The sequence below is a fragment of the Streptomyces sp. NPDC048270 genome (genome assembly GCF_040652335.1).
GTDB lineage: Bacteria > Actinomycetota > Actinomycetes > Streptomycetales > Streptomycetaceae > Streptomyces.
Map to the genome: position 1 here is coordinate 83,625 of NZ_JBEZLV010000015.1, position 17,876 is coordinate 101,500.

The window sequence follows — 17,876 nt, forward strand, 5'->3', positions numbered from 1 at the left end:
ACTCAATGCTGCTGGTCACAGGGGTAGTTGCGGATCACCCCACGGAGGGGTCTTCAGCGGTACGACAACTCACCGGCGCGAGGGAGCCGACACGCCCGGCTCTCACCCCGCAGAGGGAGATACCCCAGAGGCAGATACCCCAGAGGGAGCCCCCGCAGGAACCGCCGCCCCCGCCGAACCCGCCGCGATCAGACCCGTCTCGTACGCGCAGATCACCGCCTGGATCCGGTCGCGCAGCCCCAGCTTCGCCAGCACGTTCCCCACGTGCGACTTCACCGTGTGCTCGCTCACCACCAGCGCCGCCGCGATCTCCGCGTTCGAGAGCCCCCGGCCCAGGTGCAGCAGCGTCTCCCGCTCCCGCGCCGTCAGCACCTCCAGCCGGTCCGCCGCGAACGCCGGCACCGCGGGGCGAGCCGTCGCCGCCGTGTACTCCTCGATCAGTCGTCGCGCCACCGAGGGCGCCAGCAGCGACTCGCCCGCCGCCACCACCCGTACGGCGTGCACCAGATCGTCCCGCCGCACGTCCTTCAGCAGGAACCCGCTCGCCCCCGCGTGCAGCGCCTCGTACACGTACTCGTCCGCGTCGAAGGTCGTCAGCATCACCGTCCGGCACGCGCCCCGCGCCGAGATCGCCCGGCACGCCTCGATCCCGTCCAGCACCGGCATCCGGATGTCGAGCAGCGCCACGTCCGGCGCGTGCCGGGCCACGGCCTCCACCGCCGCCGCGCCGTCCCCCGCCTCGGCCACGACCTCGATGTCGTCCTGGGCGTCCAGGATCATCGCGAACCCGCTGCGCACCAGCTCCTGGTCGTCCGCCACCACCACACGGATCGTCAACTCCCCACCTCCACCGGCGAGGTTACAAGTACGGCGCGCAGCCGGAACCCGAGCCCGCCCGGCCCCGGACCGGCCTCCACCGACCCGCCGTGCGCGGCCGCCCGCTCCCGGAGCCCGATCAGGCCGTGCCCGCCCGGGCCGCCCACGGTGCCGCCCGCGAGAGCTCCCCCGGACCCAACCCCCGCACCGGCCCCGGGTCCGCCTCCGCCCGGCCCCCGCCCGTCGTCCGTCACCGTGACCGTCAGCTGCTCCCGCTCGTGGTGGAGCAGGACCGTCACCCGTCCGGCCGCGGCATGCTTCACCACGTTCGTCAGGGCCTCCTGCACGATCCGGTACACGGCCGTGTCCACCGCCGCGGGCAGCGCCCGCACCTGCCCGGTCTCCTCGTACGAGACCTCCGGACCGCCCTGCCGCACGCGGTCCAGCAGCCGGGGCAGCGCCGCCACCCCCGGCTGGGGCTCCCGCGGCGCCGGACCGTCCTCCCGCAGCACCCCGAGCATCGCCCGCAGCTGCACCATCGCCTCCCGGCCCGTCTCCGAGATGGCCTCGAAGGCCGCCTCGGCCCGCTCCGGAGCCCGGCGCACCGCCACGGGCCCCGCCTCCGCCTGCACGACCATGATGCTCACGGCGTGCGAGAGGATGTCGTGCATCTCCCGGGCGATCCTGGCCCGTTCACGGGCCACGGCCTGCTCCGCCTCGATCCGGTTCGCCCGCTCCAGCTGCGCCGCCCGGTCCTCCACCGCCGCGGTGTAGGCCTGCCGCGTGTACTGGAGCCGGCCCAGCGCGTAGGCGGCGCCCGCACAGAACATGGTGAAGGACAGCTCCCTGGCCGTGCCCGTCTCCAGGCCCGCGGACGCGACGACGGCCGCCACCGAGAGCACCCCGACCGACACCCGCACCCGGGCCGGGCACATCAGGGCGACCGTGTAGAAGGCGAGCAGCCCCGCGTACGGCAGTGGCTGTCCCGGTCCGTCCATCGCCAGCCGGTAGACCCCGCCGACCAGCAGGATCACCACCAGCACGGTGACCGGCCGGTGCCGCCGCCACACGAGCGGCAGCACCCCCAGCGTGGTCATCGCGTAGGAGCCCCAGGTCACGGGCGGCAGCCCGGCCTCCCGCGGCAGGACGAACGGCATCGTGACGGCCAGCTGCACCAGCACCGTCAGGCCCAGGTCCACGCCCCACGGCCGGGCCCGGCCCAGCCGGGCGGCCAGGGCGCGTATCACAAGCCGAGCTCGGCGGCCCGTACGGCCGTGAGCGCGTCCACCCGGTTCGTGGTGATCGAGTCCACCCCGGCCCTGACCAGCGCCCGCATCGTCCGCTTGGTGTCCGCGGTCCAGGCGGACACCAGCAGGCCGTCCCGGTGCAGCGCGTCCGTCAGCTCCCGGCTCACCAGGCCGAAGCGGTAGTTGAGCCAGCGCGGGGCCACCGCGTCGAGCAGCACCCGGCGGGGCGGTGACAGCGTGGTCCAGGTCAGCGCGATCTCCGCGCCCGGATCGGCGGCGCGGACCGCCAGCATGGTGTTCGGCCCGGCGCAGTAGGAGGTGCGCTCGCGCGCCCCGCACTCGCGGACCTGGCCCACGACCGTGCGCACCGCCTCGTAGGAGGCGCCGGGAAGGTCGAGCATCAGCCGTCCCGCCCCCGCCGCCAGCACCGCCTCGCGCAGCGTCGGAACCCCGCCGCCGGTCAGCTCCCTGAGCTGCGGGGCCGTGACGGCGTCGAGCCGCACGTCATGGCCCCACAGCCGCTCCAGCGTCTCGTCGTGGAGCAGGACCGGCACCCCGTCGCGGGTCAGCCGTACGTCGATCTCGACCGCGTCCGCCCCGCGCGCGAACGCGGACCGGATCGAGGGCAGGGTGTTCTCACGGACACGGTAGGGATCGCCGCGGTGGCCGACGGCAGTCAGAGTGCGCATGGCCCCATTCTCAGGGCCGACGGCGTCAGCGGGTCGTCAGCGCGCGAGCCATTCGGCCGTGTACGCGTCGATCTCCGCGGTGAGCTTCGCCTTGCCGGCCCCGTCGAGGAAGGAGGCCTCGACCGCGTTCTTGGCCAGCTGGGCCAGACCGCGCTCGTCCAGGTCGAGGAGGCGCGCCGCCACCGCGTACTCGTTGTTCAGGTCGGAGCCGAACATCGGCGGGTCGTCGCTGTTGATGGTGACGAGCACGCCCGCGGCCACCATCTCCTTGACGGGGTGCAGGTCCAGGTCGGTCACCGCGCGGGTGGCGATGTTGGAGGTCGGGCAGACCTCCAGTGCGATGCGGTGCTCTGCCAGGTAGGCGAGCAGTTCCGGGTCCTGGGTGGAGCTGGTGCCGTGGCCGATGCGCTCGGCGCCGAGCTCGCGGATGGCGTCCCACACCGTCTCGGGGCCGGTGGTCTCGCCGGCGTGCGGCACGCTGTGCAGGCCGGCGGCGCGGGCGCGGTCGAAGTACGGCTTGAACTGCGGGCGCGGGACGCCGATCTCGGGGCCGCCGAGACCGAAGGAGACCAGGCCCTCGGGGCGCAGGTCGACGGCGAGGCGGGCGGTCTCGGCGGCGGCCTCCAGGCCGGCCTCGCCCGGGATGTCGAAGCACCAGCGCAGGATGACGCCGAGCTCGGTCTCGGCGGCCTTGCGGGCGTCCTCGATGGCCTCCATGAAGGCCTTCTCCTCGATGCCGCGGCGGGTGGAGGAGTAGGGGGTGATGGTCAGTTCCGCGTAGCGGATGTTCTGCCGGGCCATGTCGCGGGCCACCTCGTAGGTGAGGTGGCGTACGTCGGCGGGGGTGCGGACGAGGTCCACGACCGACAGGTAGACCTCGACGAAGTGCGCGAAGTCGGTGAAGGTGAAGTAGTCGGCGAGCGCCTCGGGATCGGTGGGGACCTTCGAGTCGGGGTGCCGGGCGGCGAGCTCGGCCACGATGCGCGGGGACGCCGAGCCGACGTGGTGGACGTGGAGTTCCGCCTTGGGCAGCCCTGCGATGAAGGGGTGCAGGTCGGTCATGAAGGTGCCTCCGGGAGGACGCGCGTGCGGTCAGGTCGGCCCTCATCGTAGGCACGCCGGTGACTGTCGGTGGCAGCGCTTAGCATGGCCGTACGAGAGGGGGGCGCCGTATGAACGAACAGAGCCCTGAGCCGAGGGACCCGTGGGCGCTGCCCGAGCGGCCGGCGGTGGACCTCGGCAAGCAGCAGGCCGCGCCGGGAGCGCCGTCCGTGCACGACCAGCCGACGCTCGCCGGGATGCCGGGGGCCGGGGCACCGCAGCCCGCCGCCCCGCAGTCCGCGCCGACACCCAACACGCCGCCCGCGTACGGCTATCCGGCGCAGCCGGACCCGGCCGGCTACGGATATCCCGCCGCGCCCTCCGCCGTACCGGGGTACGGGTACCCCGGCGACACCGGGTACCAGGCCATGCCCGGATACCCCGGCGACACCGGATACCAGCCCGTGCCCGGATACCCCGGGTACCCGGGCACGTCCGGATACCCCCTGTACGCGACGCCGAAGAGCAACGGCTTCGGCGTCACCGCCCTCGTTCTCGGCATCCTCTCCGTCGTCGGCTGCATCACCAGCTTCCTGGCCATCGCGATCGGCATCGGGGCGGTCGTCTTCGGCGCCCTGGGCAAGGGCAAGGCGACCCGCGGCGAGGCCGACAACGGCGGGATGGCGCTGGCCGGCATCATCCTCGGCGCGATCGGCATCGTGCTGGGGGCCCTGATGCTGCTGGCCATGTTCGCCCCGTTCCTGGACGGCGACTGGGGCGACGGCTCCCCCTACGAGAGCCCCTACTCGGACTCTCGGGAGCGCGAGAAGATATGAGCCCCGGGCTCAAGCCCGGGGCTCACCTCGTCCTCTCGCCCCCAACCGTGCTCAGTCGCGGGACTCCCACGGCCAGTCGGCGTCCTGGCCGCGCTCGATGAGGGACACCATGCGGAAGGCCGCGTCGCCGAGCCCGCCGAAGGTGTGCCGGTTCGCGGAGCCGGACGGCGCGTGGCCCACCCGGTAGCCCGCCAGGTTCCAGGTGTACACCGGGACCGTCTGCGGGACCTCGGCCGCGGGGTCCCCGCCGTAGCCGTACGAGGCGGCCTGCTCGTCGGTGACGACCAGCACCCGGTCGTGACCGCGGTAGTGCTGCCGGACGGCCTGGGCCGTGTAGGTGCCGCCGAGGTTCCCGAACCGCTCCAGCACCTTCAGCACGGACTCGCCCCGCGTGTACGGGACCACCGCACTGGTGGTGCCGAACTGGACCAGGTCCGCCTGCTCGGCGCGCAGCGCGAGCGCCGCTCCGAACACGGCGGCCGCGTCGGCCCGGTTGAGCTGCGAGCGGTCCGAGAGCGGGGACCACATCGAGCCGGACCGGTCCACGAGGACCAGCGTCCGGCCGGGCAGCGCCGGTACGTTGGCCAGCGAGTGGCCGAGCGCCCGCTCGAGCGGGTACGCCCAGCGCAGCGAGGGCGCGTGCTGGTAGGCGGCCAGGTAGCGGAAGGGGAACTGCCGCGCCCGGGCGACGGCCTCCGGGTCGGAGATCCTCGCCGCGACCTCCGCGGCCACCTCGTCCGAGACCCCGGCCTGGTCGAAGTTGCGCAGGTTGCGCAGCAGGGCCATCGCGCCCATGGACGGGATGACCGCCTCCCAGGCGGCCGCGTCCATGGGCCCCTGCAGCCAGCCGGCCAGTGCCTCCCAGGTCATGCCCGCCCGCGCGAGCCGGTCGGCGCCGTCGGGCGCGGTGACCACACCGCGCCGCTCGGACACCGGGAGCGCCATCAGCGCCCGGTGGGCGGCGAGGGTCCGGTCGCCGGCCGGGGCCTCGGCGCTCTCCGGGTGGTGCCGGCGGTCCAGGGCGTAGCGGAACAGCTCGCCCTGCCAGGGCTTGGCCGGGTCGGGGGAGGCATGCACGAGGTTGAGGACGTCGCCGAAGCGGTAGCTCTTGGAGTCGGTGTCGTACTTCAGCAGCGAGCTGCCGGAGTAGAGCCGGCGCACGGCGTCGGCGATGCCGCGCTTGACGGGCTTGGGCACGTTCCGCCCGTACGTCGCCGTCCAGTAGGCCAGCAGTTCACCGGGCTCGTCCGCGCGCCTCAGTACGGAGTCCACGACCTGGCGGTTCGCAGGGCCGTCGGCGGCGTCCGCGTCGAGGCGCGCCTTCACGTACTCGGCGGCGCCGACGAGCGAGGCGGTGCGCATGTTCGCCTCCCCGCGGAGCCAGCCCAGCAGGCCGGCCGTCCACGCGGGATCCTCGACCGCCAGACGCCGCACCAGGGCCGCGAAGCGGTCGTCGCGGGCCTCGCCGCTCTCGTAGGCGGTGCGCTGGGTCACGAAGTTGGCGACCGCGAGCAGGAACAGCTCGGAGCGCGGATCGCGCAGGTGGCCGGGGCCGCCCTGGTGGGTGCGGGCGCGGCCGGCCGAGCGCACGGGCGAGGTGGGCGCGGCGTTCGCGCCGGTCGCGGCGGGCGTCGCCTTGGCCGTGCGGCGCAGGTTGAAACGAGCCATGTGAATCCCCCCGAATTCAAAGAAGGCGGGGGAGGCGTGACGTGGGGGATGCCCGAGATCAGGAGTCGGCGGCGGACCATTGCCCGGCGAGCTGTCGCACTGCTCCACCGGCCCGTTCCCTCGCGGGTGACGAACCGGGTGGGATTCGAACCCACGACCTCCGGGTCCCAGAAGGAGCCGTCGCCTGCGCACCGGGCATCCCCCACGCGTGCCTCCCGAGATCAAAGTGGCGGCGGCCTGGTGTCTTTGCGAAAGAAGGAGCCGCTGCCCGCGCACCGGGAGGTGCGTGACGTAGGTGTCCAGAGATCGAGTTCGGCGAAACCACGTGGTGCTCTAACCGACTGAGCTACACCGGCACGAAGCCGGTGACGGGACTCGAACCCGCGGCCGCCCCATTAACAGTGGAAGTATGTCTCGCCTGCGCACCTGGACGAGGATCACGTTAGGCGGCGGTCCCGGGGCGCGCCACGCAATTACCGATCGGCCTGCCGCAGCCGTTCCCGGGCTTCCATCAGGGCGAAGCCCAGCAGGTTCAGGCCCTGCCAGCGGGCCGGGTCCAGGGCGCGCTCGTCGTCTGCCGCCAGGCCGATGCCCCAGATGCGGTCCAGGGGACTCGCCTCCACCAGGACCCGGTCCCCGGTGGACAGCAGGTACGAGCGCAGCGCGGGGTCGGAGTCGAACTTGTGGACGCTGCCCTCCACGACCAGGGCGAACCGCTCCCGCTGCCACACGGCGTCGTCGAAGCCGCGCACGAGCCGTCCGGCCTTCTTCGCCTCGGCCGGGGTGCGGGCCGCGAGGGCCGCCCGCTCCGCCTCGGCGTCCTCGAAGAGGCGGGCCTTCCCGGCCATCATCCAGTGCTCGGCGGTCGCATAGCGGACGTCACCCACAGTGAACTCGGCCGGCCACCACTGGCTCAGGCAGCTCGGGCCCAGGCTTCCGTCGGGCCTCGGCCGGTGCCCCCAGAAGGGCAGGTACTTCACGCGCTCACCACGGCTGACCTGCTTGATCAGATTGTCGATCATCTCCATGCACGCGAGTCTGGCAGTCGCCACGGACAACTCGTACGGGATTTCGGGCGCGCCTCGACACTTGGTCGACCGAATCCGTCGCGTAATCAAAAGGCAACAACGGAATCACTTGGACAGGGGACTCTCCTCTGCCAGGATCGGCACTCAATTCGAGCTGTAGCTCGAACTGTAGCTACGGAGAGCGTGAGAGCGTGATGGGCAACCGCTTCCAGGTCAAGGACCGCTTCGCGGACGGCGCGCAGTACATCGACGGACAGCTCAGGTCCGGCACCTCGGGCCGGTCACACACCGTGGTCGACCCGGCCACCGGGGACGAGGTCCTCACCTACGAGCTCGCGAGCACGGCGGACGTGGACGAGGCCGTCGCCGCCGCCAAGAGGGCCTTCCCGGGCTGGTCGGCCGCCACCCCCGGCGAGCGGTCGGACGCCCTGCACCGGCTGGCCGCCGTACTGGCCGAGCAGGCCGAGGACTTCGCGTACGCCGAGTCCCTCCAGTGCGGCAAGCCGATCAAGCTGTCCACGGAGTTCGACGTCCCGGGGACCATCGACAACACCGCCTTCTTCGCCGGGGCCGCGCGCCACCTCCAGGGGCAGGCGGCCGCCGAGTACTCCGGCGACCACACCTCCTACGTGCGCCGCGAGGCCATCGGCGTGGTCGGCTCCATCGCCCCCTGGAACTATCCGCTCCAGATGGCCGCGTGGAAGATCCTCCCGGCCATCGCCGCCGGCAACACGATCGTCCTCAAGCCTGCCGAGCTCACCCCGCTGACCTCCCTGATGTTCGCGCAGGCCGCCAAGGAGGCGGGCCTGCCCGACGGAGTGATCAACATCGTCACCGGCGCGGGACGCGAGGCCGGCGAGCACCTGGTCGGCCACCCCGACGTGGTGATGACCTCCTTCACCGGCTCCACCGCCGTCGGCCGGCGCGTCGCCGAGATCGCCACCGCCACCGTCAAGCGGCTCCACCTGGAGCTCGGCGGCAAGGCGCCCTTCCTGGTCTTCGACGACGCCGACCTGGAGGCCGCCGCGCACGGCGCCGTCGCCGCCTCCCTCATCAACACCGGCCAGGACTGCACGGCCGCCACCCGCGCCTACGTCCAGCGCCCCCTCCACGACGCCTTCACCGCCCGCGTCGCGGAGCTGATGGACACCGTCCGGCTGGGCGACCCCTTCGCGTCCGGCACCGACCTCGGCCCGCTGGTCTCCCACGCCCAGCGCGACCGGGTCGCCGCCTTCGTCGAGCGGGCCCGCGGCTACGCCACCGTCGTCACGGGCGGCGAGATCCCGGGGGGCGAGCTCGCCGCGGGCGCGTACTACCGGCCCACCCTCATCGCCGGAGCCGCCCAGGACAGCGAGGTGGTCCAGTCCGAGATCTTCGGCCCGGTCCTCGTGGTCCTGCCCTTCGACACCGACGACGAGGGCATCGCGCTGGCCAACGACACCCCGTACGGACTCGCCGCCTCCGCCTGGAGCCGCGACGTCTACCGCGCCAACCGTGCCACCCGCGAGATCAAGGCGGGCTGCGTCTGGGTCAACGACCACATCCCGATCATCAGCGAGATGCCCCACGGCGGCTACAAGGCCAGCGGCTTCGGAAAGGACATGTCGGCCTACTCCTTCGAGGAGTACACGCAGGTGAAGCACGTGATGTACGACAACACCGCGGTGGCCGAGAAGGACTGGCACCGCACGATCTTCGGGGACCGATAAGAACTCGCCGCCCGACCAGCGGTACACCTCCCGAAAGGGCACAGCGCATGGAGCAGTTCGAGCCCGACCGCCTCTCGGCGGCGCAACTCGCCGCGATGCGGCGCAGCCTCACCAGCGGGCGCGGCGCCCTCACCCGCCGCTCGCTGCTGCGCGCCTCCGGAGTCGGAGCGCTCACCCTCGGCGGCCTGTCCGCCCTCGCCGGGTGCGGGATCCCGCCCGCCAAGCGCGAGGGCGACGCGGCGGTGGCCTCCGACGACCACTCGGCACAGGAGAAGGAGATCAACTTCTCCAACTGGACCGAGTACATGGACACCAGTGACGACGAGAAGACCCGGCCCACCCTGGAGGAGTTCACCCAGCGGACCGGGATCGAGGTCAAGTACACCGAGGACATCAACGACAACGTCGAGTTCTTCGGCAAGATCCGCCCCCAGCTCGCCGCCGGCCAGGACACCGGCCGCGACCTGATCGTCGTCACCGACTGGCTGGCCGCGCGCATCATCCGCCTCGGGTGGGCGCAGAAGCTGGACCCCTCCCAGCTGCCGCACGCCTACGCCAACCTGATCCCGCAGTTCCGCACCCCCGACTGGGACCCGGGCCGCGCCTACAGCTACCCGTGGACCGGCATCGACACGGTCATCGCCTACAACACCAAGGCCACGGACGGGAAGAAGGTCGACTCCGTCACCCAGATGCTGGACGACCCCACCCTCAAGGGCCGGGTCGGCTTCCTCACCGAGATGCGCGACAGCGTGGGCATGACCCTGCTCGACCAGGGCAAGAACCCGGCGAACTTCACCACCGCCGACTTCGACGGCGCGATCGGCCGCCTGCAGAAGGGCGTGGACTCCCACCAGATCCGCCGCTTCACGGGCAACGACTACACCGCCGACCTCGACAAGGGCGACCTCGCCGCCTGTCTGGCCTGGGCGGGCGACGTCATCCAGCTCCAGGCGGGCAACCCGGACATCCAGTACGCCATCCCCGCCCCCGGCTACATCACCTCCAGCGACAACCTGCTGGTCCCCGCCAAGGCCCGGCACAAGGCCAACGCGGAGAAGCTCATCGACTACTACTACGAGCCCCCGGTCGCCGCCCAGCTGGCCGCGTTCATCAGCTACGTCTGCCCGGTCGAGGGCGTCAAGGACGAACTCGCCAAGATCGACCCCGCACTCGCGGACAACCCGCTGATCGTCCCGGACAAGGCCATGGCCGCCAAGGCCCACGCCTTCCGCTCCCTGACCAGCGAAGAAGAGACGGCGTACGAGGAGAAGTTCGCCAAGCTCATCGGAGCCTGACGCCCCGCGGCGAGCCGCAGCGCACCGGGGCGCCGCCCACCGGACGACACCGGCGGCCGCACCCCCGGCCGGCTCCGCCCGGCCCAGCCCCCTTGACCCTTCCCCCACCCAACCCCGGGACCCACCCATGACTGAGAAGACCGCGGGCGGCGACGTCCGCCTCGCCGGGATCAGCAAGCACTACGGCACCTTCACCGCTGTGCACCCGCTGGATCTCACCATCCCCCAGGGCTCCTTCTTCGCCCTGCTCGGCGCCTCGGGCTGCGGGAAGACCACCACCCTGCGCATGATCGCCGGCCTGGAGGAGCCCTCCACCGGCACCGTCAGCCTCGGCGACCGGGAGGTCACGCACCTGCCGCCGTACAAGCGCCCGGTCAACACCGTCTTCCAGAGCTACGCCCTCTTCCCGCACCTGAACATCTTCGAGAACGTCGCCTTCGGCCTGCGCCGCCGCGGCATCAAGTCGGTCAAGAAGCAGGTCGACGACATGCTGGAGCTGGTCCAGCTCGGCCAGTTCGCCCAGCGCAAGCCGCACCAGCTCTCCGGCGGCCAGCAGCAGCGCGTCGCCGTGGCCCGCGCCCTGATCAACCACCCCCAGGTGCTCCTGCTCGACGAGCCGCTCGGCGCCCTCGACCTCAAGCTGCGCCGCCAGATGCAGCTGGAGCTCAAGCGCATCCAGACCGAGGTCGGCATCACCTTCGTGCACGTCACGCACGACCAGGAGGAGGCCATGACCATGGCCGACACCGTCGCCGTGATGAACGGCGGGCGGGTCGAGCAGCTGGGCGCCCCGGCCGAGCTCTACGAGAACCCGGGCACGACCTTCGTCGCCAACTTCCTCGGCACCTCCAACCTCATCGAGGCCTCGGTGGAGTCCGCCGGCTCCGAGGTGGTCGTCTCCGCCGCCGGTACGAAGCTCCGGCTGCCCGCGGCGCGCTGCGCCACCACCCCCAGCGGCGGCGGCAAGCTGCTGGTCGGCGTGCGCCCGGAGAAGATCTCCCTGGTGCACGCCGACGAGGAGCACACCATCGCGGCCGGCCGCAACAAGGTACCCGGCCGGATCGCGGACTCCTCCTTCATCGGCGTCTCCACCCAGTACGTCATCGACAGCCCGGTCTGCCCCGAGCTGGAGGTGTACGCCCAGAACATCGAGCGGGACGGCCGGCTCGTCCCGGGCGCCGAGGTGATCCTGCACTGGAACCCGGAGCACAGCTTCGGCCTCGACGCCGCCCAGGACATCGACGCGGGCATCGAGACGGTCGAGGAGTCCGCGTGACCGGGCCCGCCGTGGAGACAGCGCCGCCCCAGGCGCCCGCCCCCGCCGAGCCCCCGGTGCACAAGGCGTCCCTGCGCAAGCGGCTCATCCCGTACTGGCTGCTGCTCCCGGGCATCTTGTGGCTGCTGGTCTTCTTCGTGCTGCCGATGGTCTACCAGGCCTCCACCTCGGTGCAGACCGGCTCGCTCGAAGAGGGCTTCGAGGTCACCTGGCACTTCCGGACCTACTGGGACGCCTTCACCGAGTACTACCCGCAGTTCCTGCGCTCCCTGCTCTACGCCGGCACCGCCACCGCGCTGTGCCTGCTCCTGGGCTACCCGCTGGCCTACCTGATCGCCTTCAAGGCGGGCCGCTGGCGCAACCTGCTGCTGGTGCTGGTCATCGCGCCCTTCTTCACCAGCTTCCTGATCCGCACCCTCGCCTGGAAGACGATCCTGGCCGACGGCGGCCCGGTGGTCGCCGTCCTCAACAACGTCGGCTTCCTCGACGTCACCAGCTGGCTCGGCCTCACCCAGGGCGACCGGGTGCTGGCCACCCCGCTCGCGGTCGTCTGCGGTCTGACGTACAACTTCCTCCCCTTCATGATCCTGCCGCTGTACTCCTCGCTGGAGCGCATCGACACCCGCCTCCACGAGGCGGCCGGGGACCTGTACGCCCGCCCCGCGACGGTCTTCCGGAAGGTGACCTTCCCGCTGTCCATGCCGGGCGTGGTCTCCGGAACCCTGCTCACCTTCATCCCGGCGAGCGGCGACTACGTCAACGCCGAGCTGCTCGGCTCCACGGACACCCGGATGATCGGCAACGTCATCCAGTCGCAGTACCTGCGGATCCTGGACTATCCGACGGCGGCCGCGCTGTCCTTCATCCTCATGGCCATTGTGCTGATCATGGTCACCATCTACATCCGCCGAGCGGGGACGGAGGACCTGGTCTGATGCGTTGGCTTCGCCGCAATCTCGTAGTGATCGCCGGTCTCGGCACGCTCGCCTACATGATCCTGCCGAACGTGGTCGTGACCGTGTTCTCCTTCAACAACCCCACCGGGCGGTTCAACTACGCCTGGCAGGAGTTCTCACTCGACGCGTGGAAGGACCCCTGCGGGGTCGCCGACCTGTGCGGATCCCTCTCGCTCTCGCTCCAGATCGCCCTGTGGGCCACCATAGGCGCGACCGTCCTGGGCACCGCGATCGCCTTCGCGCTCGTCCGCTACCGCTTCCGGGCGCGCGGCGCGGTCAACTCGCTGATCTTCCTGCCCATGGCCATGCCCGAGATCGTGATGGCGGCCTCGCTGCTCGCCCTCTTCCTCAACATGGGCATCCAGCTGGGCTTCTGGACGATCCTGATCGCGCACGTCATGTTCTGCCTCAGCTTCGTCGTCGCCGCCGTCAAGGCGCGGGTGCTGTCCATGGACCCGCGGCTGGAGGAGGCCGCCCGCGACCTCTACGCGGGCCCGGTGCAGACCTTCGTACGGGTCACCCTGCCGATCGCCGCACCCGGTATCGCGGCGGGAGCGCTGCTCTCCTTCGCGCTCTCCTTCGACGACTTCATCATCACCAACTTCAACTCGGGCAACACCGTCACCTTCCCCATGTTCGTGTGGGGATCGGCCCAGCGCGGTACGCCCGTGCAGATCAACGTCATCGGCACGGCGATGTTCGTCATCGCCGTACTGGTGGTCCTCGCCGGCCAGATGGTCGGCAACCGCCGCAAGAAGGCACAACCGAAGTAGACCCCTGTAGGGAGTTGGAAGCCATGGCCCCAGTCGCCATGCGTAGTGTTGCGAAATCCCTGTCCGGAGCGAAGCCCGTCTCGTACTGGCTGGACGACCCCGGCAAGCCCGCCGCCCAGCCGGCGCTCACCACCGACGAGCGGTGCGACCTGCTGGTCGTCGGCGGCGGCTACAGCGGACTGTGGACCGCGCTGCTCGCCAAGGAGCGCGACCCCGGCCGGGACGTGGTGCTGATCGAGAGCAAGGAGGCGGGCTGGGCCGCCTCCGGCCGCAACGGCGGATTCTGCGCCGCCTCGCTCACCCACGGACTCGCCAACGGGATGGCCCGCTGGCCCGGCGAGCTCGCCAAGCTGGAGGAGATGGGCGCCCGCAACCTCGACGCCATCGAGGAGGCCGTCGCCCGCTACGGCATCGACTGCGACTTCGAGCGCACCGGCGAGATCGACGTCGCCACCGAGCCCCACCAGGTCGAGGAGCTGCGGGAACTGCACGACGAGGCCCAGCGGCTCGGCCTCGCGGGCCGCACCGAATGGCTCGACGCAGAGGCGCTGCGCGCCGAGGTCGACTCCCCGACCTTCCTCGCGGGGCTCTGGGACCGCGACGGCGTCGCCATGCTCAACCCGGCGAAGCTGGCATGGGGCCTCAAGCAGGCCTGTCTGGACCTCGGGGTGCGGATCTACGAGAACACCCGCGGCCTGAAGATGGCCCCGGCGGGCCGGGGGATGACCGTCCAGACCCCGTACGGCACGATCTTGGCGCGCCGGGTGGCCCTGGGCACCAACATCTTCCCGTCCCTGGTGCGCCGCATCCGCCCGTTCACCGTGCCCGTCTACGACTACGCGCTGATGAGCGAGCCGCTGGACGAGGCCCAGCTCGCGGCCATCGGCTGGAAGAACCGGCAGGGGCTCGGGGACAGCGCCAACCAGTTCCACTACTTCCGGATCACCAAGGACCACCGGATCCTGTGGGGCGGATACGACGCGATCTACCCCTACCGCGGGAAGCTCGACTCCGAGTACGACCACCGCCCCGAGACCTACCTGAAGCTCGCGGAGCACTTCTTCACCGCCTTCCCGCAGCTGGAGGGCCTCAGGTTCAGCCACGCCTGGGGCGGGGCGATCGACACCTGCTCGCGCTTCTCGGCCTTCTTCGGCACCGCGCACTCCGGGAAGGTGGCCTACGCGGCCGGGTACACCGGGCTCGGGGTGGGAGCCACCCGCTTCGGCGCCGACGTGATGCTGGACCTGCTCGACGGGGTGCCCACCGAGCGCACCCGGCTGGAGATGGTGAAGTCCAAGCCCATGCCGTTCCCGCCCGAGCCCTTCGCCTGGACCGGGATCACCCTCACCAAGTGGTCGCTGGCCCGCGCCGACCGCCACGGCGGGCACCGCAACCTCTGGCTGCGCACCCTCGACCGGCTGGGACTCGGCTTCGACAGCTGACCCGCCGCGTGACCGGCCCGCGTCCCCGGCCCCACCCCCGGCGCACGCCCCGGGCGCACGACGCCGGTTGGCCGTGTGACCCGCTTCACCACCATGGAGTAACGGAACCCGCGTCATAGCCGCGCCCGGCCGCGCTCTCTCCCGGTGAGAACCCTTCACCGCACGAGACGAACGGAGGCCGGGCGATGACGACCCCGGTGGACAAGGCGGCAGTGGAATGGCTCGTATCGGGGGCGCCGGATCCCGACGCCAGCCGGTGGGAGTGGGAGCACAACCCCCTCGGGGTGGTCCTGCTGCCCGCCGGCCGGCGCTGGGACGTGCTGATCCTGCCCGGGGAGCTGGGGCAGGCCACCCTCGACGTACTGCACCTGCTCCTGGAGCGGCCCGGCCCGGTGCTCGGTGATTTCGGCACCACGTCGGGGAGCCGAACGGTGTTCGGCCGGCTGGGCTTCTTCGTGCCCCCCGGCACGGCGTCGCGCTGGGTCGGCACGGGCGTGCGGGGAGCGGGCCGCGGGACCTGGATCGTGGTCCCGTACCCCGGCCGGGCGACGGGCGGGGTGCGCTGGCTGGTGCTCCCCGACGGGGAGGGGACCCTCACCGATCCGGCCGTGCTGGAGCTCGCCATGCACGAGGCGGCCGCGCGCGTGGCGGCGGAGGAGGGCGGGAGGCCTTGACAAGTCCATTGGTCTGGACCATCTTGAGCGCCGCCCCCGGCTGCCGCCGGGAGGTGCCCGCAGACCCCCTCCATCCCCCCATGACCCGGAGGCAGTTGTGCGCAGAGCCTGGTCCCTCCTCACGGCCGCCGCCCTCGCGGCGGCCGGCTTCCTCGCCGCGGGCCCGCCGGCCGCCGCGGCCGACGCCGATCTCGTGCGCAACGGCGGCTTCGAGGCCGGCCTCGACGGCTGGAGCTGCTCGGCGGGCAGCGGAGCGGTCGTCACCACCCCCGCCCACAGCGGCAGTTCCGCCCTCAAGGCCACCCCGGCCGGACAGGACAACGCCCGCTGCGCCCAGAGCGTCACCGTCAAGCCCGACTCGACCTACACGCTGACCGCCTGGGTGCAGGGCGCCTACGTGTACCTCGGCGCGACCGGGACCGGCACCACCGACGTGTCCACCTGGACCCAGACCCCGGGCGCCTGGAAGCAGCTGACGACCAGCTTCCGCACCGGCCCGTCGACCACCTCGGTCACGGTCCACACCCACGGCTGGTACGGCCAGCCCGCCCACTTCACCGACGACCTCACCTTGGTCGGCCCCGACCCCGGCGGCCCCGGCCAGCCCCAGCCCCCGGCCGCCCCCACCGGCCTGAGCGCGAGCGCCACCTCCTCGACCTCGGTGTCCCTGTCCTGGTCGGCGGTGCCCGGAGCGAGCTCCTACACCGTCCACCGGGACGGCGCCGCGCCCCAGTCCGCCACCTCCGCCGCGGCGAGCGTGACCGGCCTCGCCGCGTCCACGACGTACACCTTCCGGGTCAGCGCGGTGAACGCGGCGGGCGAGTCCCCCAAGAGCGCCCCCGTCTCCGTGACCACGACGGGCGGCGGCGGTGGCGGCGGTGGCGGACTTCCCGCGCACGCGTTGGTCGGCTACCTGCACGCGAGCTTCGCCAACGGCTCCGGCTACGTGCGGATGGCCGATGTGCCCGCCTCCTGGGACGTGGTCAACCTCGCCTTCGGCGAACCGACTTCGGTGACCTCCGGCGACATCCGCTTCCAGCTCTGCCCGGTCGCCGAGTGCCCGAACGTGGAGAGCCCCGCGGAGTTCAAGGCGGCCATCAAGGCCAAGCAGGCCGCGGGCAAGAAGGTGCTGATCTCGATCGGCGGCCAGAACGGCCAGGTGCAGCTCGCGACCACGGCCGCCCGCGACACCTTCGTCTCCTCCGTCGGCAGGATCATCGACGAGTACGGCCTCGACGGCCTCGACATCGACTTCGAGGGCCACTCCCTGTCGCTGGCCACCGGGGACACCGACTTCCGGGCCCCCACCACCCCGGTCATCGTCAACCTGATCTCCGCCGTGAAGACCCTGAAGGCCAAGTACGGCCCGGACTTCGTCCTGACCATGGCCCCCGAGACCTTCTTCGTCCAGCTCGGCTACCAGTTCTACGGCTCCGGCCCCTGGGGCGGCCAGGACCCGCGCGCCGGCGCCTACCTGCCGGTCATCCACGCCCTGCGCGACGACCTCACCCTGCTCCACGTCCAGGACTACAACTCGGGTCCGATCATGGGCCTGGACAACCAGTACCACTCCATGGGCGGCGCGGACTTCCACATCGCCATGACCGACATGCTGCTCACCGGCTTCCCGGTCGCCGGGAACACCGCCCGCGTCTTCCCGCCGCTGCGCCCCGAGCAGGTGGCCATCGGCCTCCCGGCCACGACGAACGCGGGCAACGGCCACACCCCGCCCGCCGAGGTGAACAAGGCCCTGGACTGCCTGACGAAGAAGACCTCCTGCGGCGGCTACCAGACCCACGGGACCTGGCCCGCGCTGCGCGGCCTGATGACGTGGTCCATCAACTGGGACCGCTTCGGGGGAGGGGAGTTCAGCCGGAACTTCGACGCGTACTTCGGGGGCTGAGCCGGGCGGCCCACCGCACGCCGAGCAGCAGGGGCGCGCACATCAGCAGGCTGGCCAGCACGTCCAGCGGCCAGTGCCAGCCCCGCAGGACCAGCCCGACGGCCGTTGCCCCCGTGAGGACGAGGGCGGCGGCCGTCGGCCATGCCCGGCGGGTGTACGGGCGCACGAGCAGGGCCGCGCCGAAGTACGCGACGGCGGCGGTCGCCGTGTGGCCCGAGGGGAAGTAGCCGGCGGCCCAGGGCTCCAGCGGGCCCGGGCGGGCGGTCCACTGCTTGAACGGGATGACCAGGGCCGGCACCAGGGCCATCGCCAGCGCCGCCGCCCCGGCCGCCAGGCGCCGGCCGCGCCAGGCGGCGTAGGCCGCGGCCAGGACGAGGACGGGCACGGCGACCGGCACGTTGCCCAGGTCCGAGAGGCGCTCGGTGACGGAGTCCGGCACGGAGCGGACCAGGGCGCGGCTCAGCGCGTGGTCAGGCCCCAGCAGCGGGCCGGAGACCAGGACCTGCCAGGTGGCCAGGAA

Annotated in this window: 16 protein-coding genes; 9 read left to right on the forward strand and 7 right to left on the reverse strand. The window is 72.0% G+C overall.

Annotated elements, in window-relative coordinates:
• Positions 1-102: 102 nt before the first annotated feature.
• From AB0D66_RS15980 to AB0D66_RS15995, 4 genes are all read right to left on the reverse strand, one after another.
• Positions 103-837: a response regulator transcription factor gene (locus AB0D66_RS15980; protein WP_362302656.1), complete on the reverse strand. Its 735-nt coding sequence runs from the start codon at positions 835-837 to the stop codon at positions 103-105.
• Positions 834-1,973 carry a histidine kinase gene (locus tag AB0D66_RS15985; protein ID WP_362302829.1) on the reverse strand — a complete coding sequence of 380 codons (1,140 nt, stop codon included), beginning with the start codon at positions 1,971-1,973 and terminating at the stop codon, positions 834-836. Before AB0D66_RS15985 ends, AB0D66_RS15980 begins: the two co-directional genes overlap by 4 nt.
• Positions 1,974-2,059: 86 nt before the next feature.
• Positions 2,060-2,752, reverse strand: a complete 693-nt coding sequence (locus AB0D66_RS15990) for a glycerophosphodiester phosphodiesterase (protein WP_362302659.1) — start codon at positions 2,750-2,752, stop codon at positions 2,060-2,062.
• 36 nt (positions 2,753-2,788) lie between these two features.
• Entirely contained in the window at positions 2,789-3,814 is a 1,026-nt protein-coding gene (locus AB0D66_RS15995) for an adenosine deaminase (RefSeq protein ID WP_362302662.1), read from the reverse strand.
• 110 nt (positions 3,815-3,924) lie between these two features.
• Here AB0D66_RS15995 and AB0D66_RS16000 point away from each other — a divergent pair, with 110 nt between their 5' ends.
• Positions 3,925-4,629 (forward strand): hypothetical protein, encoded by a 705-nt coding sequence (locus AB0D66_RS16000; RefSeq protein ID WP_362302665.1) that lies wholly within the window; start codon positions 3,925-3,927, stop codon positions 4,627-4,629.
• A 51-nt stretch (positions 4,630-4,680) separates the two neighbouring features.
• Here AB0D66_RS16000 and AB0D66_RS16005 read toward each other — a convergent pair whose 3' ends face one another.
• Both AB0D66_RS16005 and AB0D66_RS16010 read right to left on the reverse strand, forming a co-directional pair.
• Complete coding sequence (locus AB0D66_RS16005; protein ID WP_362302668.1) at positions 4,681-6,297, reverse strand: TROVE domain-containing protein; 1,617 nt, start codon at positions 6,295-6,297, stop codon at positions 4,681-4,683.
• Positions 6,298-6,770: 473 nt separating this feature from the next.
• The gene (locus tag AB0D66_RS16010; RefSeq protein ID WP_362302671.1) at positions 6,771-7,325 is read right to left on the reverse strand and encodes an NADAR family protein; all 555 of its coding nucleotides are present in this window, start codon (positions 7,323-7,325) and stop codon (positions 6,771-6,773) included.
• A gap of 194 nt (positions 7,326-7,519) precedes the next feature.
• Between AB0D66_RS16010 and AB0D66_RS16015 the strand changes: the two genes are divergently transcribed.
• The 8 genes from AB0D66_RS16015 (at position 7,520) to AB0D66_RS16050 (ending at position 17,356) form a co-directional block, all read left to right on the forward strand.
• Positions 7,520-9,034 carry a gamma-aminobutyraldehyde dehydrogenase gene (locus AB0D66_RS16015; RefSeq protein WP_362302832.1) on the forward strand — a complete coding sequence of 505 codons (1,515 nt, stop codon included), beginning with the start codon at positions 7,520-7,522 and terminating at the stop codon, positions 9,032-9,034.
• Positions 9,035-9,081: 47 nt separating this feature from the next.
• Positions 9,082-10,332, forward strand: a complete 1,251-nt coding sequence (locus AB0D66_RS16020; RefSeq protein ID WP_362302674.1) for a spermidine/putrescine ABC transporter substrate-binding protein — start codon at positions 9,082-9,084, stop codon at positions 10,330-10,332.
• A 127-nt stretch (positions 10,333-10,459) separates the two neighbouring features.
• Positions 10,460-11,608 carry an ABC transporter ATP-binding protein gene (locus AB0D66_RS16025; RefSeq protein ID WP_362302677.1) on the forward strand — a complete coding sequence of 383 codons (1,149 nt, stop codon included), beginning with the start codon at positions 10,460-10,462 and terminating at the stop codon, positions 11,606-11,608.
• Complete coding sequence (locus tag AB0D66_RS16030) at positions 11,605-12,543, forward strand: ABC transporter permease (protein WP_362302681.1); 939 nt, start codon at positions 11,605-11,607, stop codon at positions 12,541-12,543. The genes AB0D66_RS16025 and AB0D66_RS16030 overlap by 4 nt, the downstream gene beginning before the upstream one ends.
• On the forward strand, positions 12,543-13,337 hold the full coding sequence (locus tag AB0D66_RS16035; protein ID WP_362302684.1) for an ABC transporter permease: 795 nt from the start codon (positions 12,543-12,545) through the stop codon (positions 13,335-13,337). Before AB0D66_RS16030 ends, AB0D66_RS16035 begins: the two co-directional genes overlap by 1 nt.
• A gap of 23 nt (positions 13,338-13,360) precedes the next feature.
• The gene (locus AB0D66_RS16040) at positions 13,361-14,779 is read left to right on the forward strand and encodes an FAD-dependent oxidoreductase (protein ID WP_362302687.1); all 1,419 of its coding nucleotides are present in this window, start codon (positions 13,361-13,363) and stop codon (positions 14,777-14,779) included.
• A 185-nt stretch (positions 14,780-14,964) separates the two neighbouring features.
• A complete protein-coding gene (locus AB0D66_RS16045) occupies positions 14,965-15,453 on the forward strand; it encodes a hypothetical protein (protein WP_362302690.1) in 489 nt (162 codons plus the stop codon).
• 97 nt (positions 15,454-15,550) lie between these two features.
• Entirely contained in the window at positions 15,551-17,356 is a 1,806-nt protein-coding gene (locus AB0D66_RS16050; protein WP_362302693.1) for a glycoside hydrolase family 18 protein, read from the forward strand.
• Here the strand turns inward: AB0D66_RS16050 and AB0D66_RS16055 are convergent.
• Positions 17,322-17,795: a phosphatase PAP2 family protein gene (locus AB0D66_RS16055; RefSeq protein WP_362302696.1), complete on the reverse strand. Its 474-nt coding sequence runs from the start codon at positions 17,793-17,795 to the stop codon at positions 17,322-17,324. The two genes, AB0D66_RS16050 and AB0D66_RS16055, sit on opposite strands and share 35 nt — an antisense overlap.
• Positions 17,796-17,876 lie beyond the last annotated feature (81 nt).

Bases quoted from the DNA above. Each gene is read 5' to 3' on its own strand.
- AB0D66_RS15985 (WP_362302829.1), bottom strand. From the start codon at position 1,973: ATGCCGTTCGTCCTGCCGCGGGAGGCCGGGCTGCCGCCCGTGACCTGG.
- AB0D66_RS15990 (WP_362302659.1), bottom strand. From the start codon at position 2,752: ATGCGCACTCTGACTGCCGTCGGCCACCGCGGCGATCCCTACCGTGTC.
- AB0D66_RS15995 (WP_362302662.1), bottom strand. From the start codon at position 3,814: ATGACCGACCTGCACCCCTTCATCGCAGGGCTGCCCAAGGCGGAACTC.
- AB0D66_RS16000 (WP_362302665.1), top strand. From the start codon at position 3,925: ATGAACGAACAGAGCCCTGAGCCGAGGGACCCGTGGGCGCTGCCCGAG.
- AB0D66_RS16005 (WP_362302668.1), bottom strand. From the start codon at position 6,297: ATGGCTCGTTTCAACCTGCGCCGCACGGCCAAGGCGACGCCCGCCGCG.
- AB0D66_RS16010 (WP_362302671.1), bottom strand. From the start codon at position 7,325: ATGGAGATGATCGACAATCTGATCAAGCAGGTCAGCCGTGGTGAGCGC.
- AB0D66_RS16015 (WP_362302832.1), top strand. From the start codon at position 7,520: ATGGGCAACCGCTTCCAGGTCAAGGACCGCTTCGCGGACGGCGCGCAG.
- AB0D66_RS16020 (WP_362302674.1), top strand. From the start codon at position 9,082: ATGGAGCAGTTCGAGCCCGACCGCCTCTCGGCGGCGCAACTCGCCGCG.
- AB0D66_RS16025 (WP_362302677.1), top strand. From the start codon at position 10,460: ATGACTGAGAAGACCGCGGGCGGCGACGTCCGCCTCGCCGGGATCAGC.
- AB0D66_RS16035 (WP_362302684.1), top strand. From the start codon at position 12,543: ATGCGTTGGCTTCGCCGCAATCTCGTAGTGATCGCCGGTCTCGGCACG.
- AB0D66_RS16040 (WP_362302687.1), top strand. From the start codon at position 13,361: ATGGCCCCAGTCGCCATGCGTAGTGTTGCGAAATCCCTGTCCGGAGCG.
- AB0D66_RS16045 (WP_362302690.1), top strand. From the start codon at position 14,965: ATGACGACCCCGGTGGACAAGGCGGCAGTGGAATGGCTCGTATCGGGG.